This window comes from Marinobacterium maritimum, from assembly GCF_039523155.1.
GTDB lineage: Bacteria > Pseudomonadota > Gammaproteobacteria > Pseudomonadales > Balneatricaceae > Marinobacterium > Marinobacterium maritimum.
The window spans coordinates 1,271,030-1,291,199 of sequence record NZ_BAAAET010000001.1; the positions used below are offsets into that span (position 1 = coordinate 1,271,030).

At 55.3% G+C, this 20,170-nt stretch carries 17 protein-coding genes and 2 tRNA genes; 3 read left to right on the forward strand and 16 right to left on the reverse strand.

Going from position 1 to position 20,170, the window contains the following annotated elements; all coding sequences use genetic code 11:
• Positions 1–276 precede the first annotated feature (276 nt).
• Positions 277–483 (forward strand): ribosome modulation factor, encoded by a 207-nt coding sequence (gene rmf, locus ABD013_RS05820; RefSeq protein WP_239039557.1) that lies wholly within the window; start codon positions 277–279, stop codon positions 481–483.
• 52 nt (positions 484–535) lie between these two features.
• Here the strand turns inward: rmf and ABD013_RS05825 are convergent, their stop codons facing one another.
• The 3 genes from ABD013_RS05825 to ABD013_RS05835 form a co-directional block, all read right to left on the reverse strand.
• Positions 536–1,573, reverse strand: a complete 1,038-nt coding sequence (locus tag ABD013_RS05825; RefSeq protein WP_343803566.1) for a quinone-dependent dihydroorotate dehydrogenase — start codon at positions 1,571–1,573, stop codon at positions 536–538.
• 67 nt (positions 1,574–1,640) lie between these two features.
• The gene (locus ABD013_RS05830) at positions 1,641–1,862 is read right to left on the reverse strand and encodes a DUF2835 domain-containing protein (protein WP_343803569.1); all 222 of its coding nucleotides are present in this window, start codon (positions 1,860–1,862) and stop codon (positions 1,641–1,643) included.
• Positions 1,863–1,871: 9 nt separating this feature from the next.
• Complete coding sequence (locus tag ABD013_RS05835; RefSeq protein ID WP_343803572.1) at positions 1,872–6,713, reverse strand: NAD-glutamate dehydrogenase; 4,842 nt, start codon at positions 6,711–6,713, stop codon at positions 1,872–1,874.
• Between the two features lie 189 nt (positions 6,714–6,902).
• Between ABD013_RS05835 and ABD013_RS05840 the strand changes: the two genes are divergently transcribed.
• A complete protein-coding gene (locus ABD013_RS05840; protein WP_343803575.1) occupies positions 6,903–8,564 on the forward strand; it encodes a BatD family protein in 1,662 nt (553 codons plus the stop codon).
• Here the strand turns inward: ABD013_RS05840 and ABD013_RS05845 are convergent.
• Positions 8,559–9,452, reverse strand: coding sequence for a TIGR01777 family oxidoreductase (locus ABD013_RS05845; protein WP_343803580.1), 894 nt, complete (start codon positions 9,450–9,452; stop codon positions 8,559–8,561). The genes ABD013_RS05840 and ABD013_RS05845 overlap by 6 nt on opposite strands.
• Before the next feature lie 80 nt (positions 9,453–9,532).
• Between ABD013_RS05845 and ABD013_RS05850 the strand changes: the two genes are divergently transcribed.
• Positions 9,533–10,153 carry a riboflavin synthase subunit alpha gene (locus tag ABD013_RS05850; RefSeq protein ID WP_343803583.1) on the forward strand — a complete coding sequence of 207 codons (621 nt, stop codon included), beginning with the start codon at positions 9,533–9,535 and terminating at the stop codon, positions 10,151–10,153.
• Here ABD013_RS05850 and ABD013_RS05855 read toward each other — a convergent pair.
• The 12 genes from ABD013_RS05855 to ABD013_RS05910 form a co-directional block, all read right to left on the reverse strand.
• A complete protein-coding gene (locus tag ABD013_RS05855; RefSeq protein WP_343803586.1) occupies positions 10,142–10,705 on the reverse strand; it encodes a hemerythrin domain-containing protein in 564 nt (187 codons plus the stop codon). The two genes, ABD013_RS05850 and ABD013_RS05855, sit on opposite strands and share 12 nt — an antisense overlap.
• A 93-nt stretch (positions 10,706–10,798) precedes the next feature.
• Complete coding sequence (locus ABD013_RS05860; protein WP_343803589.1) at positions 10,799–11,614, reverse strand: AlbA family DNA-binding domain-containing protein; 816 nt, start codon at positions 11,612–11,614, stop codon at positions 10,799–10,801.
• A gap of 14 nt (positions 11,615–11,628) precedes the next feature.
• Positions 11,629–12,015, reverse strand: a complete 387-nt coding sequence (locus ABD013_RS05865; RefSeq protein WP_343803592.1) for a hypothetical protein — start codon at positions 12,013–12,015, stop codon at positions 11,629–11,631.
• A gap of 80 nt (positions 12,016–12,095) precedes the next feature.
• Positions 12,096–14,711, reverse strand: a complete 2,616-nt coding sequence (pepN, locus tag ABD013_RS05870; RefSeq protein ID WP_343803594.1) for an aminopeptidase N — start codon at positions 14,709–14,711, stop codon at positions 12,096–12,098.
• Between the two features lie 12 nt (positions 14,712–14,723).
• Entirely contained in the window at positions 14,724–15,557 is an 834-nt protein-coding gene (locus ABD013_RS05875; protein ID WP_343803597.1) for a DUF2797 domain-containing protein, read from the reverse strand.
• A complete protein-coding gene (locus ABD013_RS05880) occupies positions 15,550–15,819 on the reverse strand; it encodes a YeaC family protein (protein WP_343803600.1) in 270 nt (89 codons plus the stop codon). Before ABD013_RS05880 ends, ABD013_RS05875 begins: the two co-directional genes overlap by 8 nt.
• 45 nt (positions 15,820–15,864) lie before the next feature.
• Positions 15,865–16,719, reverse strand: coding sequence for a rhomboid family intramembrane serine protease (locus ABD013_RS05885; RefSeq protein ID WP_343803603.1), 855 nt, complete (start codon positions 16,717–16,719; stop codon positions 15,865–15,867).
• A complete protein-coding gene (locus ABD013_RS05890) occupies positions 16,716–17,699 on the reverse strand; it encodes a metallophosphoesterase (protein ID WP_343803606.1) in 984 nt (327 codons plus the stop codon). Before ABD013_RS05890 ends, ABD013_RS05885 begins: the two co-directional genes overlap by 4 nt.
• A gap of 3 nt (positions 17,700–17,702) precedes the next feature.
• Positions 17,703–18,590, reverse strand: a complete 888-nt coding sequence (locus ABD013_RS05895; RefSeq protein ID WP_343803608.1) for an NAD(+) kinase — start codon at positions 18,588–18,590, stop codon at positions 17,703–17,705.
• A gap of 44 nt (positions 18,591–18,634) precedes the next feature.
• Positions 18,635–19,597 carry a 1-aminocyclopropane-1-carboxylate deaminase/D-cysteine desulfhydrase gene (locus ABD013_RS05900; RefSeq protein WP_343803611.1) on the reverse strand — a complete coding sequence of 321 codons (963 nt, stop codon included), beginning with the start codon at positions 19,595–19,597 and terminating at the stop codon, positions 18,635–18,637.
• A 370-nt stretch (positions 19,598–19,967) separates the two neighbouring features.
• A tRNA-Asp gene (locus ABD013_RS05905) sits at positions 19,968–20,044 on the reverse strand.
• Between the two features lie 6 nt (positions 20,045–20,050).
• Positions 20,051–20,126: transfer RNA gene (locus ABD013_RS05910), tRNA-Val, on the reverse strand.
• Positions 20,127–20,170: the final 44 nt, after the last annotated feature.

Here is a 20,170-nt window from a genome sequence, read left to right on the forward strand (position 1 = left end):
TTAATCCCTACTGACTGCGAGGTGAAAAAAATTCAATGCCTTTTCACTCTGAGCAAAAAGACGATAACCTATTGATTTATATAAAAATGCTGCAGATGCGCTCGGATAAACTTTATGACACTTCTGTAACAGTATAGTTTTTTTAAATCGCCACGGCCTGCGTTTTCAGATATCAATAGGGGGTGACGTCACAGAGAATCTATAGAACAGCGCATCCCCGGCGAAAGCAGTTCAACCGCCGGGGAGAGTATAATCAGAATATGTGAGGCGCAAAATATGAAGAAACAGAAACGGGATCGTACCTCTACTCTGTTTAATCGTGGATTCATGGCTGGCATCAACGGGCGATCCCGTGAGGAGTGTCCAGTCCAGACAGTTGAACTGCGCAGTCACTGGATGAGTGGCTGGCGCGAAGGACGTGAAGCGCATTGGGGTGGAATGTCCGGTGTTTCTGCAATTCAGGCCAATCCTTCGTTACATTAAGAACACTCCCCTTTATTAAACGACAGGCTCCCATAAGGAGCCTGTCTTCGTTTCAGCGACCGACTGATTCTCTCAGCTCTGCAATGGCCGCAATCGAGTCACGTACCAGTGCAGGTCCACGATAGATGAAACCAGTATAGATCTGCACCAGACTGGCACCCGCCTCGATCTTCTCGGCGGCATCAAACCCTTCAGTAATCCCCCCCACACCGATGATCGGCAGGGCTCCGTCCAGGTGTTCGGCAAGCGCTCGGATCGTTGCGGTGGAACGGTTGCGTACGGGCGCACCGCTAAGACCGCCCGCCTCTTCTGCAATCGGGCTGTCTTCCACACCTTCACGCGACAGGGTGGTATTGGTAGCAATTACCCCATCCATTTCGTACGTTTTCAACGAAGCCGCCACCAGACCCAGTTCTTCTTCGCTCATGTCCGGTGCGATTTTGACTGCGATCGGCACATAGCGACCATGCACACTCGCCAGCTTGGCCTGTTCAGTCTTGAGGGCATCCAGCAGGCTGTTCAGCGATTCACCGAACTGCAGCGTGCGCAGCCCCGGGGTGTTGGGAGAGGAAACGTTGACCGTAATGTAGCTTGCACGGGCATAAACCTTGCGCAGGCAGAGCAGATAATCCAGATGCGCCTGTTCATTGGGCGTATCCTTGTTCTTGCCGATATTGATGCCGAGTACACCCTGGTAGCTGCTGCGATCCAGGTTCTTCAGCAGCTGATCAACGCCATCATTGTTGAACCCCATTCGGTTGATGATCGCCTGATGTTCGGGGATGCGGAACAGACGCGGCTTGGGATTGCCCGGCTGCGGCCGTGGCGTCACTGTGCCTACCTCTACAAAGCCAAACCCCATGGCGGCCAAACCATCAACCGCCGTGCCATTCTTGTCCAGACCCGCTGCCAGACCAACAGGGTTGGGGAAACGAATACCCATCACCTTGGTCGGCAATGACTGGCTCCCTGCCCCCATAAGCTTGTGCAAGCCAAGTGAGGCTGAAAGGTTCATGCTGCCCAGAGCCAGCTCATGGGAGGTTTCGGCATCCAGTCTGAACATTAGTGCGCGTGCGAGATCGTATAGCATGGTGTTCACTGATGGTTAAAATACGGATGCGCGCATTATAGGCGAGCCGGCCCATTATGAACACCGCTCAACTCAACCGCTGGATGTCATGAAACTTGCCATCGGTGGTAAAGCGGATACGAAAACACCCTCGAATACCATCATGCAGCACCCAGGGACGCAGGATATTGGCCGGGAAATGCACCCTGCGTCCATCGCGGGCGCGGGTCGAAACGACCCGGGACTGGCCCCGGTAGAGTTTAAGGTACTCGTCGCTGCTGATCCTGATATCAACAATAATCTCATTCATGCAACACTGTTATTCCGTCTGCGCACTACAGCGGGCCATGTCAGCCAGTTCTCGAACAGCAACAGTATACATTGCATAATCCTGGCTGCCGGAGCTTTTAAGCTCCGCCAACATATTCAACCAGCGCTCGATATGTGTATGGTTCTGCTCAAGCCAGCTGGCCAGCTGTTCCGGCACCGGTTTCTGGTCGTGCTGGGCTGCGCTCAGCACAGAGGCGGTCAATGCCCGCTGCTGGGTATCCAGGTCGTCACGGAAAGTATCTCGCGCCAGCGCTTGCCAGTAACTGCTGATGCTCAATTCATTCAACTGCGCACTGAACCACTGCAACTCCAATCGCTCACCCAGACCGAAGAATGCCTGCGCCGCCGACTCCACGGTGACACCAAGCTCGCTGGCCACTTCGATGATACTCAAGGCCGAGTACAACGACCGCGAGCCGGCCACGACCTGCGCCAGCCGTGCTGGCACGCCAGCATCGGTATAACGACTATATGCCGAATGCCAGATCTCGAAGGGTTCACCACAGAGCAGCTCACCCAGGTTACGCGTGATCGCCTCCAGGTGCGGCGCAAAGTGATCCCTCTCGCACTCACAGTCCAGTGATGTCGGACGGTTACGAAGGAACCAGCGGGTCGCTCGCCGGATCAGGTGCTGGAGGTCATGCATCATGTCCAGCTGCACCCCTGCATCTACCTGGTAATCCAGCGCCTCTACCCCTTCCCATATCGGCTTAAGCGAGAACACATCCCGCGCCAGCACGTATGCCCGCACCACATGCTCGATATCGGCTCCAGTGGAGGTCAGCAGGCGCGCCGCGAAGTTGATACCCATCAGGTTGACCATCTGGTTGGCAATCTGGGTCGCAATAATCTCTCGACGCAGGCGATGCTGCTCCAGGTCTGCACCGTGTGATTTTTGCAAGCGTGCAGGGAAGGCGGTCATCAGCTCTCGAGCCAGATAGACATCATCGGGTACCGCCGATGCCAGCAACTGCTCTTTGAGATCGGCCTTGCTGTAAGAAACCAGCACGGACAGTTCTGGCCGGCTGAAGCCTTCCCGAGCGTTCTGGCGCTCTGCCAGCTGCTCCTCACCAGGCAAAAACTCCAAGTCACGGTTTAACTTGCCCTGAGCTTCCAGTGCATTGATGAAGCGACGATACTCGGCCATCGACACTGCCGAGCGCACCTCCGCAAGAGATATTGCCTGTACCTGGCGGTAGTTGTTCTGTAGCACCAGCTCCGCCACCTCGTCGGTCATCTTGCTGAGCAACTGGTTACGCTGCTTAGCCGTCATATCGCCATTACTGACCACCGCATTGAGCAGGATCTTGATATTGACCTCATGATCGGAGCAATCCACCCCACCGGCGTTGTCGATAAAATCGGTATTGAGGCGGCAGCCCTTGGCGGCCAGCTCCATGCGACCACGCTGGGTTACCCCCAGGTTGCCCCCTTCTCCAACGACCCGGGCACTCACATCAGCTGCATTAACCCTGAGACTGTCATTGGCCTTGTCACCCACTTCGGCATGGCTTTCGTCGCTGGCCTTGATATAGGTGCCGATACCGCCATTCCAGATCAAATCAACCGGCGCCCGCAACAGCGCCGAAATCAATTCGGTCGGCGTCACTCGACTGCCACTGAGCCCGGTCAACTGCTTTATTTCCGGCGTCAGCGTGATCGACTTGGCACTACGCAGAAAGACACCGCCACCCTTGGAAATCAGTTCACTGTTGTAATCGGCCCAACCGGAACGTGGCAGGGCAAACAGGCGCTCACGCTCGGCAAATGAGGCCGCCATATCCGGATCGGGGTCGATAAAGATATGCAGATGGTTGAACGCCGCAACCATGCGAATCCTGTCGGACCTCAACATGCCGTTGCCGAAAACATCGCCGGACATGTCGCCTATACCCAGTACCGTGAACGGATCGGTGGCCGTATTGACACCCAGCTCGCGGAAGTGACGTTCTACCGACACCCAGGCACCTCGGGCTGTAATGCCCATTTTCTTATGATCGTAGCCCTGACTGCCGCCGGAGGCGAAAGCGTCTCCCAGCCAGAAGCCGTATTCCGTGGCAATTTCATTGGCAATATCAGAGAAGGTTGCGGTGCCCTTATCCGCTGCCACAACCAGGTAGGTGTCATCCTCGTCATGGCGCACCAGTTGTGCTGGTGGCACTACTTCGCCATCCACAAGATTGTCGGTCACATCCAGCAAAGCCTGAATAAAAGTGCGATAGCAGGCCACGCCTTCGGCCATCCACTCTTCCCGGCTCATACTGGTGTGCAGCTGACGCGCGACGAAACCGCCCTTCGCCCCAACAGGTACGATTACGGCGTTCTTGACCTGCTGTGCCTTGACCAGCCCCAGGATCTCGGTACGGAAATCCTCCAGACGATCGGACCAGCGCAATCCGCCTCGGGCTACTTTACCACCGCGCAGATGCACCCCTTCGACGCGTGGGGAGTGCACGAAAATCTCATACAACGGCTTAGGCTCAGGCACCTGGGGAATGTGGCGCGGAGACAGCTTGAACGAGAAGTAGCTCTTGGGCAGACCCTGCTCAGTCTGGTAGAAATTGGTTCTCAGCGTTGCCTCGATTAAAGCCAGGTACTGGCGAATTGCCTGGTCTTCGTTGAGACTGGCTACCTGTTCAAGCCCTTCCAGGATCTGTTCCTTGACCTTATCTTCCTGTTTGACTGAAGACTTGTCCGGCTGAAAGCGTGCAGCAAAGAGGTCGATCAGCAACCGCGCCAGCTCCACATGGTGCTTTAACGCAATACTGATCGCCTCCTGACTGATCGGGAAGCGCATCTGTTTCATGTATCCGGCATAGGCTCTTAGCAAAGCCACCTCACGCCAGTGCAGTTGGGCACCCAGCACAAGTTTGTTGAATTCGTCATTTCCGGCATGGCCGTACCAGACGTTAAGAAAGGCCTCCTCGAAGACACTCTGCATGGTCGTCGTGGTCACCTGCTGGTGGCCGGTATAACGCAGGTTGAAGTCGTGAATCCAGATACGCTCACTGTTCACTTCTACCTGATAGGGGTGCTCATCAATGACACGAAGGCCCAGGTTTTCCAGTATCGGCAGGACATCAGACAGGGGCAGAGCTTCGCCATGATGGTATAGCTTGAAGTTCAGCTCCTCCGGCTCACGTTCCAGAGCTTCATAAAAACTCAGTGCCATCCGGCGTTCGGCATTCAGCGTTTCCATATGCTGTATATCAACCACAGCCGCACGCGGTGCAAAATCCGAACGGTAGCCTGCCGAGAAACTGCCATGATAATGGTTGTAGGCACGAATCCCCTGCTCTTCACCCAGCGCATCGATCAGCGCGTCGTACAAGTCTTCGTGCCAGCTGCTCGCCGCATGGATGACCCGCTGTTCAAGTTCCGCCATATCGAACCTGGCGGTCACCTTTTTATGATCACTGCGGCGTAACAGAAACTGGGTGCGTGCCAGTACTGACTCGGAGAAATAGGTGGTGAACTCGGCCTGATCACATCCCAGCGCCTGCTGCAGGATCTGCTGTACCCGCAGGCGAAAATCCGTACTGTAGATCTCACGCGGCACATAGACCAAAGCCGAAAAGAATTGCCCATAGTAATCTCGGCGCAGGAACAGCCGGATCTGGCGCCGCTCGTGGATATGCAAAATCCCGGTAGCGATTTCAAACAGCTCTTCAATACTGGACTGAAAGAGGTCATCGCGCGGATAGATTTCCAGGATCTGCTGCAACTCTTTCCAGTCATGCCCATGCCGATGCAGGCCTGAGCGGGTCATCACCTCCGCTATCTTGCGCCGCACCACGGGAATATCGGTGGCGCCATGCAGATAAACAGCCGAAGTGTACAGCCCCAGGAAGCGGACCTCACCGATCAGCTTGCCTTTGCCATCAAAGCGTTGAATGCTGATGTAATCTGGATAGGTCGGTCGATGAACACGCGACCGGCGCGACGATTTTGTAAACGACAACAGATCCGGAATCAGGGTAAAGGCCCCGCCATCACGCGCATCGACCGAAAGGCGGGCCTGGCCACTACGACCAGCGTCATGACGCAGCAACCCCAGCCCGCTGTTGCTTACCAGCTCTAGCCCTTGTTGTTTTCCCGGTTCCTTGAGCACATATTCGTCATAACCCAGAAAGGTAAAATGCTGTTTGAGCCAGCGGATGAAATCCCGAGTTTCCTCCACGTCTTCCAGAGCAAAGCCTTCCGGTGCCTCCGCATAGCCTTCGAGCAACTCATCCGCTTTTGCCAGCATGGCATCAAAATCGGACACCGCCGCCTTAACTTCGCCCAATACATCCAGCAAGGCCTGTTTGAGCTCCTGCAACTGTTGCGGATCGGTATGTCGATCGACTTCAATCGCCACCAGCGATTCCTGCTGCACTCCCAACCCGCGGGCATCGCGGTCCAGCAGCTCAACCAGCTTACCAAGCTCATCCCTGCGTGTACTGAACACCGTATTCAAAATCGCATGAATCGACAGGTTGCGCCGATTCAACTCCATGCGTAATGAGTCGACGATAAAAGGCATGTCGCTCTGCATCACTTCAATGACAGTATGCGTGGACTGCCAGCCGTGGCGCTCATAATCCGGGTTGAATACCCGAATCAGAGTTTCCCCTTCGGGCCGCTCCTGCATAAATTGCCAGGCGGCCAGGGTGGCGCCATAAAGATCATCCAGTCGCCACTGCAGTAAATCGCTTTCCGCTACATGGGCAAAATAGCCTTCGATAAATCGAATCAACGGCTCCGAACGCTTTACCGGCAACCGCTCTGTAACCATCGCTTCCAGTTGCTTAAGCAATTCGGTCTTGTTTTCAGCTGCTCGACGGGACATAAGCATCCTCTGCCAGGAAATAACAATTATTTTCCAGCAGTATAGTTAAACTCCCTTTCAAGTCACCCAGCCCCGTCTGATTCGGAACAAAAACCCCTGATTCAACTAGGTTTTCAAATTGATATGTCTCCGTTCATGACTGATAATGAGTCGGTATCTTTTGTTTTTATATTCGGAACGGGTTTGTTGATGCGTGCATTTCTGGCACTGCTGCTGTTTATTATTTCACCGGTTCTTTCTGCCGAGGTCAGAACAACGCTGGATCGTTACGCCTTGACCTCTGCCGATACACTGACTCTGACACTTGAAGTCTCCGATCAGGTTGAACAACGCCCCGACCTCAGCGCGCTGGAAGCCGATTTTCGGTTGCAAAGCAGCCAAAAGGTCATCGTTTCCAGCCATACCTCCGCTAACCGCGATGTCTGGACCCGCTGGCACCTGCAGTTAAAGCCCCGCAATACAGGCACCTTGCGCATACCGCCGATCCGCCTGGGTAATGAACTCAGTGCACCGCTGGAAGTAAAAGTGAGTGGCCGCACCCCTCAAGCTGAACAAAGTGGCGGACGCTTCATGGACAGTCTGATCAGCCAGGATCAGCTCTACTCACATGCCCAGCTGCTGTTCACCGCACGTCTTTTCCAGCGTGACCCCCTGCCGGACGGCATGGTGTTCAGCACACCAGCGCTGCCCGGCGCGCTGGTGTTGACACTGAATGAACCCCGCCGCTACTCCACCGATCGTGACGGTGAAGAATGGGAAGTACTGGAGCAAACCTTCGCCCTCTACCCTTCTACACTTGGCTTGCACACGTTGACCGGGTCAGCCGTGCTGATCGAAGGCGAGCCCATCGTGGCTGCCGACAAGCGCGAGACATTCGAGATCGAGGTACTACCCGCCGCTCACCAGAACAGCCGCGGCTACTGGCTGCCCTCGGAGCGCCTGAGCCTTGAAGAAAACTGGCAGCCACCCATCAGCCTTCAGCCTGGCGACAGTTTTGTACGCGAGATCAAACTAACTGCCCTGGGCCTGCCGTCTGATGCCCTGCCAAGCCTGTTCAGCACCGACAGCGACAGCTTTTTTGCGCAACTGGAAGATGTCAGCCTGACCGAGAAACTGACGCCACAGGGCCTGGTCAGCACACGCGTCGAGCGGGTTCGCATCGAACCTCTCGGCCCGGGACTCCTGACACTGCCAGCTATCGATCTGAACTGGTGGAACACCCTTGCCGACCGCGCCGCGACGGCAACACTACCCTCTCGCACACTGAATGTTCAGCTGCCCGCTCTGCCGGCTTCACTCGACGCAATTCTTCCCTCTACCAATTTCGATAACCAAAACAGTCTGGCCGACTCAAATTCACAGAACCTGTACATCATCATCGGCCTGCTGAGCCTCCTGTGTCTGACCAGTAGTGGTGGCTGGTTCTACAGCTGGTTGCAGCTTCGCCAGCTTAAAGTACAGAGTCAGCAGGAGGGAGAAGAGGAAGAACAGCGCCGGGCTCAAAAACTGCTACTGTCGCACCAGCGTGCAGAACGCAACACCTTCCAGGCACTTGCGATCGCCTGTCAGCAGAATGATGCGGAAAATGCGCGCTTGCGCCTGGTGGAATGGGGACAGAATTTCTGGCCGGAGCACAGTATCGACAGTCTTGAAGCCCTGTGCGAAGCAGGACGTAGCCAGACACTCGACTTTCTGGTACTGGATCTGGACCACCACCTGCACCAGGATCCTTATGCCTGGCAGGGTGACCTCCTGCTTGAAGCCATTGAAAAACTGCGCAGCCGTCGGCTGCGCAGCGATAGCGACCTGAACGACGACGGCCAGGCAATGTCCCTCAGAATGGCATCATGAGCGACCAGACTTCAGAACTGCCTTAAAAGCCGCCTCAAGATTGGAATATTTGAAGTTATAGCCGGCGGTGTTCAGGTTCGCTGGCACGACACGCTGTCCCTCTACCAGCAGCTCACTGGCCTCACCGAGCATCAGCCGCATGATGAAAGCCGGCACACGCATGAACGCCGGTCGCCCAAGCACCTGCGCCAGCGTCTTGCTAAACACCTCGTTGGTGACTGGTTCAGGTGCAGTCAGATTGAAGGGGCCCTGCAAGGCAGGATTGTCCAGCAGGTAGAGTATCGCACCCACTTCATCATCCAGGTGCACCCAGGACATCCATTGTTGCCCGCTGCCAATAGGCCCACCCAGACCGAGCCGAAATGCTGGCAGCATTTTCGCCAGTGCCCCGCCCTGGCCCAGTACCACACCGGTTCGAACCAGACAGACCCGCACCCCGGATGCAGAAGCCTCCCGAGCCTCCTGCTCCCAGTCCCGGCACAGCTGATGCGGAAATCCTGGCGCCACATCGGCGGTTTCATCCAGCACTTCATCCTGATGGGAACCGTAGTAACCGATCGCGGAACCACTGACCAGCACGTCAGGCGGCGACTTCTGCTCGGAAATCCAGCGCACCAGCTCACGTGTAGTTTGAATGCGGCTGTCGAGTAACAGCCGCTTGCGTTGCTCGGTCCAGCGCCGGTCAATAATGGGAGCGCCCGCCAGGTTGACGACAGCATCAATCTGCCCTGCGATCTGCTGCAGACTCGACAGGCACTGCACCCCCTGTCGTGACGGGACACGCGCAGGGTTTCGACTCAGGATCACGACCTTATCACCTCTCGCCAGCAGCGCCTGGGTCAGCGCCTGGCCAATAAAGCCGCTCCCGCCGGTAATCAACACACGCATTCTGCCTTCTCCTTTGTGCTTTGCGGTAAGATTACGCCTGAATTCAGGATTCGGATCGCGCAATTAGAGGTTAGCACAGTATGTTTACGGGTATTGTTCAGGGCATGGCACAGGTAACCGGCTGCGAACGCAACGGCGGCATCATGAAACTGGCGCTGGAACTGCCGCCAGCCCAAGCGGATAACCTGGCGCTGGGCGCCAGCATCGCCATCAACGGCACCTGCCTGACCATCACCGAATTCAACGGTAGTCATGTCTGTTTTGATGTTATCGATACCAGCCTGCAACTGACCAATCTGGGCCAACTAGCCGTGGGCGACAGGGTAAACTTCGAGCGTGCCGCACGAATCGGCGACGAGATTGGCGGACACTTGATGTCCGGGCATATTCTCTGCCGTGCAGACATCATCGAGGTCAGCCGTGAGGGCGATAATCGCAAGATCCGTTTTGCGACGCCGGCCGAAGCTGCACCCTACCTGCTGCCTAAAGGTTTTGTCGGCCTCAACGGCTGTAGCCTGACGCTGGCCGAAGTCGAGCAAGACAGCTTCAGCATCTCGCTGATACCCGAAACCGTCAGACAGACCACATTCGGACTGCTTGAGGTGGGCGACTGCGTCAATCTCGAAGTAGACCCACAAACCCAGGCAGTGGTGGATACGGTACAGCGCTACATGGCGTTGCAGTCAGTCTCAGCCAGCTGATTCCGACCGGTTCATGTCCTCCATCAGCGCCTTGTAAAGTGAGCGGTACTCATCGGCCTGCTTCTCTCCAAAAAGAGGGTCTTCGGACTGCGGCAGCTGGTCAGCCAGCTGTTGCCAGTCCGCTTCGCTGGCGATGCTGCGCAGGAGTGGAAAAATTGTCTCCTCCTCGAAGTTCAGGTGGCGCTTCTCTGCCTGTACAAATTCATCAAGCTGATCGGTGAATTTATCCATTGGCATTACCACATCGTTGAGGATGCCATCGATTGATTCTTCCAGATGGGTCGACAGGTGTTTCAGTTGCTTGTGCTCTTCCTCACAATGCTCGAGTGCCTGATCCAGGCTAGAATCGCGTCCCTGGAAAAAGGCGTACATCTTATCTTCACGAGGATGGTGGTGCTGGTCCGCATAGCTGCCTACGTAGCTGATTACTTCAGCCATCAGGGAAAAGTCTGGATGATTGCCCTCTCTCAGACGTTCGACCTTGCGGTCCAGCATTTCGAGCAATCGGCTCAAATTGATGTGATCCTGATGCAATTCTGACAGAATATTCATAACGCTTATCTCCGGACCCGGTAGTTTCACTTCACTATAGACGACTCTGTTTAGCTCTTCTTGACGCGCATCAAGCCAAGCCGGAAGAGCATCTCAGTGGTTTTGACCACCATTACCGCCGTCACTATCCAATAGATCAAGCAGCATGCCGAGTTTGTGCTCGATATCCTGCAGCAGGTGCTGGCCCTGATCATTGATGACCGGCGCGATACTGTTCTCCAGCTGAACGATACCGGCCTGACTTTGGCGCAGAGCCTGCATCAGGTTACGAGAGCGTTTCTTGTTACTGTCGGTAAGCTGTTCGATTCGACCCAGTGTGCGCTGCAGCTGATGATCCAGTTCATGGAGGCGTTCACTGACACCCAGCATCCCTTCGCTGAGCGCATGACTGACAGTACCGAGCTGGTTCTCCAACTGATACACCGCATCACGAAAGCGGGACAGAAACTGCTCGCCTTCGCGCTCCATGAAGATTGCAAGCAACTCTTCCGGCAGGAGGGCACGGTTGCGGCCATCGGTTCGAACCGCATACTCACCGCGCTGGGTGCAATAGGGCTTGTGCTGCCCGGAGGGAATCTCGACCCTGAAGATCGGTTTGGAAGCAGCCAGATTTTCGGTAAATATCTGGATCTCAACGTTGGGAATACAGCCGGTGGACTTGTTGACCAGCATCAGACGGGCGTTGTCATCCACGTCACAGCCAACTACCCGGCCTCGTTGTACACCATTGTCCGCGGTGTATTCATCGATACCAATCAGCAGGGTTCCACCTTGAGGGGTATTGGCAAAGGCGACCAGATCCGAACTCTTGACCGCCTGAACCTCGCGCTTGTAATCGACGTTTAAACCTTCCGGCAGTGACAAAAGGTTTTGCGTACGGCGGCTCAAACGTCGATATTCACGCTGCATGGCACGTGCCCGAATCAGCGATACAAGGCTTCATTGAACGGATCCAGCGGGCGTTCCAGCTGGTCGTCCGTACGCGGATAGAGAATACGCCCTTCGAACTTGAGTCCCTTGCCGGCAAACCAGCGTGCGGTTTCTTCCAGACCTTCTTCTGCCTTGCTGACACGCAACCAGGCTGCCAGAATTCGATAAAAATAGAGACCGAAAAGGCCGGCCGCAACACCAAGGAAAAATTCAGACGCCAAGGCAAACACCATCAGCACAATCCCGGCAACCCAGACTCGGCTGGCGCGCGCATCCTTGAGCACCTCATTAGCCGACTGGTTCTGGTCATTAAACTTCAGGTAACGACGGTAGTTCTGCTGAAGATCGAACTTATCACTCGAATCAAAATAGGGTTCCATCTGCGTATCCTTCACAGCTAGTAGTTATAGGGCTGCTGATGCAGCCCGGTGATCATTAACAATCGAGCCAATGACGGCTCTTACACGAGGCTTTTGCTCACTACCTCATATACATCAGCCGAAAGCTCGGCGGTATCCATCATTCGTTGAAGCTGGGCCTGCATCTGTGCCGCGCGCCCCTGATCGTAACGTTTCCAGCGCGTCAGCGGTGTCAGCAAGCGGGAGGCCACCTGCGGGTTCTGGCGATCCAGGGTCAGAATCCAATCCGCCAGCCATACATAGCCTGAGCCATCCTCGGCATGGAAAGAGGCCAGGTTCTGGCCACAAAAGGCACCGATCAGCGAGCGCAACTTGTTCGGGTTACGGGCATCAAAAACCGGGTGCTGAGCCAGCGAATTAACACGCTGCAGCGCCCCTTCTGTCGGGTCAGAGGCCTGTACCGCCAACCACTGATTCATCACCAGCGACTCGTGCTGCCACTGCTGGTAAAACGCCTGCAGCAACTCGTCAGCCGTTTCCCTGAACTCCGAGTGAGCCACCAGCGTCAGTGCTGCCAGCTGATCGGTCATATTATCGCTCTGCTCATACTGCTGACGTGCCAACTCGAGCCAAGGCTCGCGCCCAGCTGCCATCAGATAGGACAACGCCAGGTTCTTGAGGCTGCGGCGACCGATTGCTTCGGCATCTGCCGTGTAGTCGTCACCGGTATCGCAACGCTGGTAGGCCTGCAACCACTCCTGCTCCAAGGCCTGTGCCAGCGCCTTACGCATGAATTCACGGGCTTCATGAATCGCTGTGACATCGATTCGCTCAGCCAGTTCACCCAGTTGAGCCTCAGAGGGCAGACGCAGACACTGAGCCACCATCGCCGGGTCCAGAGACTCATCCGTAAGCAGCTGACGCCAGGCAATAACCAGCGCTTCAGAACAGCTCATTGCCAGCCCGTCGCGGTAACGGAGCATCTGCTCCTGCAACAGACGAATGCACAAGCGCTGCCCGGCATCCCAGCGGTTGAAGCCGTCACTGTCGTGGCGCAACAGCATCAACAGCTGTTCGTCAGTGTAGTCATATTCCAGCTTCACCGGCGCCGAGAAACCACGCAGCAAAGAAGGCACCGGCCGACGTGCGATATTATCGAAGCGGAACTGCTGCTCCTCCTCGGTCAGTTCCAGCATGCCGGTATAGAGCTCTGTACCATCTTCAGCCAGCAAACCAACGGACAGCGGCAACTGGTAGGGCTGTTTGTGATCCTGCCCCGGCGACGGTGGACAGCTCTGACGAACAGTCAGGCAATACTCGCCACTCTGCGGATCATAATCATCATGCACCTGAAGACGAGGCGTACCCGCCTGTGAGTACCAACGCTTGAACTGGCTCAGATCCCGCCCAGATACCTGCTCCATCGCCGCCACAAAATCATCGGTTGTCACCGCCTGACCATCATGGCGCTCGAAATAGAGGTCACTGCCCTTGCGGAACAGCTCCGCGCCCAACAGAGTGTGCAGCATGCGCACCACCTCTGCACCCTTCTCATACACGGTCAGGGTATAGAAGTTGGAAATTTCCATATAGGATTCCGGTCGCACCGGATGTGCCATCGGGCCGGCATCTTCTGCAAACTGCGCCGTGCGCAGCAGAGTGACATCTTCGATCCGCTTCACCGTGCGCGAGTTCATATCAGCCGAGAACTCGGCATCACGAAAAACGGTAAAACCTTCCTTCAAACTCAGCTGGAACCAGTCGCGACAGGTTACTCGGTTACCCGACCAGTTGTGGAAATACTCATGCGCAACCACGCCTTCCACACGCTGAAAGCCCTGATCGGTCGTGGTTCTTGGATGTGCCAGCACACAGGAAGTATTGAAGATGTTGAGACCTTTATTCTCCATCGCTCCCATATTGAAGAAGTCGACGGCGACGATCATGTAGATGTCGAGGTCGTACTCACGCCCGTAAACCTCTTCGTCCCAGCGCATGGCGTTTTTCAGCGACTGCATGGCATAGTCGAGCTTGTCCAGATCCTTGCGCTCGGCGTAGATCCTCAGTGCCACCTCGCGACCAGAGGTCGTGGTGTAGTGGTCTTCCAGCAGTGCAAGGTCGCCCGCCACCAGTGCAAAGAGGTAGCTCGGCTTCGGCCAGGGATCGTCCCAGGTGACCCAGTGCCGACCCTCACCATCCTCACCAGTGTCCACCGGATTGCCGTTGGACAGCAACACTGGGTAACGGGCCTTATCAGCCACCAGTGTGGTGCGGAAGATTGACATCACATCCGGGCGATCCGGGAAGAATGTAATACGACGGAAACCTTCTGCCTCACACTGGGTACAAAACATGCCATCGGACTTATACAGCCCCTCGAGGGCCGTATTTTCATGCGGCAGCAGGCGTGTGACACATTCCAGGGTAAAGCTTTCCGGCACGTTATTGATCCGCAGGCAACCGGCCTCACGCTGATAGTCACTGGCTTCAAGAATCTGGCCATCGATGCACAACCGAGAGAGCTCCATCCCCTCGTCACCGAACAGTTCCAGCGGCTTGCGCTTGTCCGCAACTGCGGGGTTAGCCTGTATTCTGAGCTGTGCTCGCACCAGGGTCTGCTCTTCTTCCAGCTCAAAGCGCAGCTCGGTATGACTGATCAGCCAGGCAGGCGGCTGGTAGTCTTCCAGATAGATGGTTTCATGCTGCTTGGATGACATTACAACTCCTGGTTAGAAACTTAGCTGCACGTTATAGGCCGCAAATTTGCGAATATTGATCACGCCGGTATCCAGAATCAGATATTGCCCCTTGATACCCTGCAGAACACCTGCCACTTCGGGGTTCTTGTCAAAATTATGCGTGGCCACCTTGGCCGGATAAGCCAGTACCGGATATTCAATATCGACAATATTGGCGTCCAGAGCACGAATCGCGTCCTGGCCATACTGGTCACGAAGGGCATTAAGCTGCAACGCACAAAGCTCCAGCAGGCGATCCCGCTCGGCAAGCAGGTCGATCGGTTCAACCTGCCCCTTGAGCATGGTACGCCAGTTGGTCTTGTCACTGACATGTGCCGCTATGATCTGCTCGATCAAACCAGAGTGCAGGCGGTTGTCCACTTCAAGAATAGGCAACGCCTGAATCGCGCCCTGGTCAATCCAGCGAGTGGGCACCTGCTCACCACGGGTAATACCCACCTTCACGCCTGACGAATTAGCCAGGTAAACCACATGGGGCTGAAAACAGTGACGCTCCCCCCAGGCAGGATCTCGACAGGTACCTTCATGGAAATGGCACTTCTCCGGCTTGACGATACAGCTGTCACACTGGGGCAAACGGGTAAAGCAAGGGTAGCAATAGCCCTGACTGAAGCTCTTTTTGGTCTTGCGACCACAATGCAGGCAATTGATCTCGCCGGTAAAAGTCAGCTTGATCGGCCGCCCCAAATGCTCATTCAAGTCTACGAGGGTCTCACCCAAGGGCAACTGATAGGCAACGGGAGACTCAAGGCGGGTGTGCATTTTGCGAAGCTGGCCGCACAGGCCGGTATTCGTCTCAGCCATCAGTCAGAATCTTCAATACCTGCGGCTGCAGTGGGTCGCTTCCATGCTGCTTACCGTCCGGGCGAGTACGATCAATGTAGCCGACGCGTTGCTCTTCAGATACCTGGTGCTTGTGCTCATAAGCGATAACCGCACGCAGACTGGTTTCACGCTGCTCCTGCGTCAAACGCTCGCCGTTTGGCCATTTGCCCAACTCAACGGCACGACGCAGTGACTGATAGACCTCAGGGGTCATCGTTTCAATCATCTTGTCAAATGTCATTACTACAACTCTCTCGATCTACTGGTCTCGATTCTAGCACAGGCCCTAGCCTGATTGCCTGCTCAGCAGTCGTCCGAAGGGTACCCAGCACAGCCCCGCCAACAGTCCAACCAGATGAGCCGTATTCGCAATGGCACCCAGGCCCGCGCCTTCCAGAATTCCGGTATACCCCAACACCAGCCAAAGCACCATCATGCCCATCAGCGCCGGCGGCAACCCGATACGAGGGCTTGCCCCTTGACGATCCCAAAGCCAGCTGTAACTGAGCAAGGCGAATACCACCCCGGACATGCCACCAAACATGGGGCCACTGATAAGATACTGCGCCAGGTTGGATGCAATCGCGCTGAACAACACCAGACCAAGCAAGGAACGACTGCCCTGCGTGGGCTCCATCCGCGTCCCGACGATCCATACCCAAAGCAGATTGAACAGAATATGCAGCAGACTGAAGTGCATGAAAATGGGTGTCACCAGCCGCCAGATCTCGCCAGACATCAGCGTATGCCCCAGCAACGCGTGCAGCATGGTATCGCCCTTGACTTCAAACGGCGTAAAACTGAACCAGGCCATGCGTGTCAGGTCGGTACCGAAGCCGATGATGAAAGTGAACGCAAAACTGAGCACAATCAACCCCAGCGTTACCGGTAACTCGGTCCAGACGATTGGCCGTATCAAGCTACGCCGGCGCGACTGCTGTACCTGCACCCTTGCCAGATCCCCCCCGTTGCGCCAAAAACGGTACAGCTCCTGCAAACGTGCGGGATCGTGACTTTCTGCAACCCACAACACCTGGCGCTCTTCTACCTCAACCACCCGATGTGGGATTGAGTGCTGCCAGAGAAATGCTGTGAACTCTGCCAGATCCTCATTCAGCGGCACTTCCAGAATCGGAATCATGAGGCACCGACCTCAGCATTGGCCAAGTGCACTTCCCGCGCCACATCCACCCAAACAAACTTCTCGGGCATGATCCGGGTCTCATCATCCAACCGGTATGCCACCAGCTTGCCGTATTTAACTGCACTGTAATCAAGACAAGCGATATTGGATGTTACGGGCTCAGGAGTCCCCTGACGCCAGTAGTGACCAATAAACAGCAACTTCTCATCAGATCCGTAACAGATAAGATCCTCACGCTGAGCCGCTGTCAGCGGCAGTCTCGCCAGATGAGCCGGCAAGGGGTCCGGCTGGAACACCACATCAACCAGGTACTGCGGATCGGGCATCCAGAACTTGGTACGGAAGAAGTGACGCCGAAAACCATCTTTGCTTACCATCACTTCGTTGTTGGGCAGCCGAAGATGCGTACCACGCAACAGACGGTCCATCAACTCCCACTCGAAACAATCTTCGATCGCTGAGCGATAAAGAAATTCGCGATCGATCTGGTTGCCGTCATACTGCTGACGGAAGCGATCAATCAGCCCCTGATGCCAGCAGGCATGCACCACACGAAAGCGCTCGAACTCAATGAACAGAGGGAGTTGCTGAAACCATTCCAGGTAATCCTGCTGCTCCCCGGAATAGGGGGCAAGCTGTTCCAGCGTCTGCTGCAGAATGCGCTGATGTCGGGCGGTATGAGCACGCAAATACTCATTGGGCTTATCCGGATGTGGCGTCATGTAGCAGAGATAGTTGTACTCATGGTTACCCATGACAATATGCGCATGCCCCGCATCCACCATATCGCGCACCAATTGCAACGCCTCGCGAATATGAGGCCCCCGATCGATGATATCGCCGATGAAAATCACCTTCCGCTGCGGATGGCGGTAAACCCCATTGACCTGACGATAACCCAGACGTGCCAGCAGCATGCGCAGGCTAAGCGCGCAACCGTGTACATCTCCGATCAGATCATATCCTTGGCAGTTCACATCTCACTCCTGCTCGCCCAGTTTGGTACCCCAGCCCAGCTTCTCGCGACAGGTACGGTAGAAGTCATAGTTCAGCGGGTGCAGCAACTTCAGCTTGTGCGACTTCTTACGAATGGTCACGCTATCCCCCGGCGCCAGACTCTGGTTGATCTGACCATCACAGGAAATTGAAGGATAGGTTTTGTTATCCTCACTGATCACCAGCTTCAATTCGCTGTTACCATCAACGACAATCGGACGACTCGATAACGTGTGCGGAAACATCGGCACCAGCACAAGCGCGTCCAGCTTGGGATGCATGATCGGTCCGCCACCGGACAAGGCATAAGCCGTTGAGCCTGTCGGCGTCGATACAATCAAGCCATCCGATTTCTGGGTATAGACAAACTGACCCTCGATATACAGCTCAAACTGGATCATCCGCGTCGCCTTACCGGGATGCAGCACACAGTCATTGAGGGCTACCATCTCGCCGATCGGCTCACCGTTACGCTTGATTTCGACATCCAGCAGAAAACGGGTATCCACGGTATAGCGGCCGGACAGCACCTGCGTCAGCTGCTCCTCAAACTCATGCGGCGGCAGGTCGGTGAGGAAGCCCAGGTTGCCGCGATTAATGCCCAACACCGGAATCTTGCTCTGGGCCAGCGAGCGCGCAGCCCCCAGCAAGCTACCATCCCCTCCTACGACGATTGCCAGATCACAGATCTCACCCATCATCTTCTGCTTGCAGACCTGCTGCCCATGGCCAGGCATCACTTCAGCAATGGTCTGATCCAGAATCACGTTTACACCCCGATCATCCAGAAAACGGATCAATTCCTTCAGGGTGTCGATCACAGCCTTACTGCCAAGCCGACCGATCAAACCGACATTTCGAAAGTTATCCATGCCTAGCCACACACTCCAGTCTGAGTATTTTTTGATTATCAATATTATAGAGCCAGTGGCCCAACAAAATCAGGTGCCAGCGCCGCCAACCGTGACGCCATCCCTCTACGCCCCTGAAGACCACCTGTATGCAACAGAATTACATGACTACCAGCAGGAATTCCACCTTGCATCACCCTGCGTATCATCGCCATAAATGCCTTTCCCGTGTATACCGGATCCAAAGGCAATTCAAACCGCCTTTCAACTTCCAGCAGCGTGCGTGCCAGCTCAGGCGTCAACCGCGCATACCCTCCCTGATGCCCACCGGGTAACAAAGACCAGCCCCCGGCGTCACAGAAACCAACTGATTCCAGCAAGCTCTCAATATCACCCACCAGTCTTTGGTCATACTTGAGCACAGGCACACCTATCACATGCTTCCCTGCCGGTCGCCCCGCGATCAGACCCGCAAGTGTACCGCCAGTACCAACCGCCGTGACCAGATAGTCAAAATCTCCCCCGATCAGTGCCGGCAAGCCCCAGATAGCACCGACACTTCTGACGGCAGCCGCATTGCTGCCCCCCTCAGGAATAACTCGCACACGACCATAGCAGCTCTGCAATGACTGCTGATATTGGACTTCATGACGACGGCGATATTCTTCGCGCGTGACGAAATGCAACTCCATCCCCCAACCCGCCGCATCGCTAAGCATGGCATTTGCCGCATACTCCGACTCACCACGCACAATCCCGATCGTTTTAATTCCCAACCGGTAACCGGCATAAGCCAATGCATGGAGATGGTTTGACCAGGCACCACCAAAGCTCAGCAGAGTCTCCCCCCGCTTTTGAGCCTGTTCAAGCGCCGGCATTAACTTGAACCACTTGTTACCACTGACCAGAGGATGGATATGATCGAGACGCAATACGGACAGGCGAAGGCCATAGCATTCAAAAAGCCGACTCGGGATCGCCTCAAGGGCAACTTCTGAAACCAGGGAAGAAAGGGAGGAACAGGACATCAACAAAGCCCGGCAAATAGGTCGATTTTACATTATGACTGCGTAATCGCACCGGCCTGCAGGCACTTTATACCCAAGGATGCTTGAAGAGTAAGATGAAGATCAACACTCAAAGGCTTTAACACCAGTCCGCAAGGGATAAAAGCTTCCTTGAGGACCACACAACCAGAACATCATTCAAGAAATAGTGAAATCAGAATAAAGCAGAGATGAGGATCACTTCGAATACAGCGAAAGCCAACAGAAAGACTGTTTAATCTTTCTTCTCTCAGAAGAGGGTATATTTTCGGGACTTGTCTTCGGGTCTGAGCGACCCTTGAAACCATGAGAGCTGAACAGGTAGGTATTCTAGCCTTTCATCTCTTAGTAGTGGCGGAACGGACGGGACTCGAACCCGCGACCCCCTGCGTGACAGGCAGGTATTCTAACCAACTGAACTACCACTCCGCGTCTTGGTGGGCGAAGAGGGGTTCGAACCCCCGACCCTCTGCTTGTAAGGCAGATGCTCTCCCAACTGAGCTATTCGCCCAAAACGCTGGCTCTTGATACGACCTTCCGAGCTCTTTGGAAGGG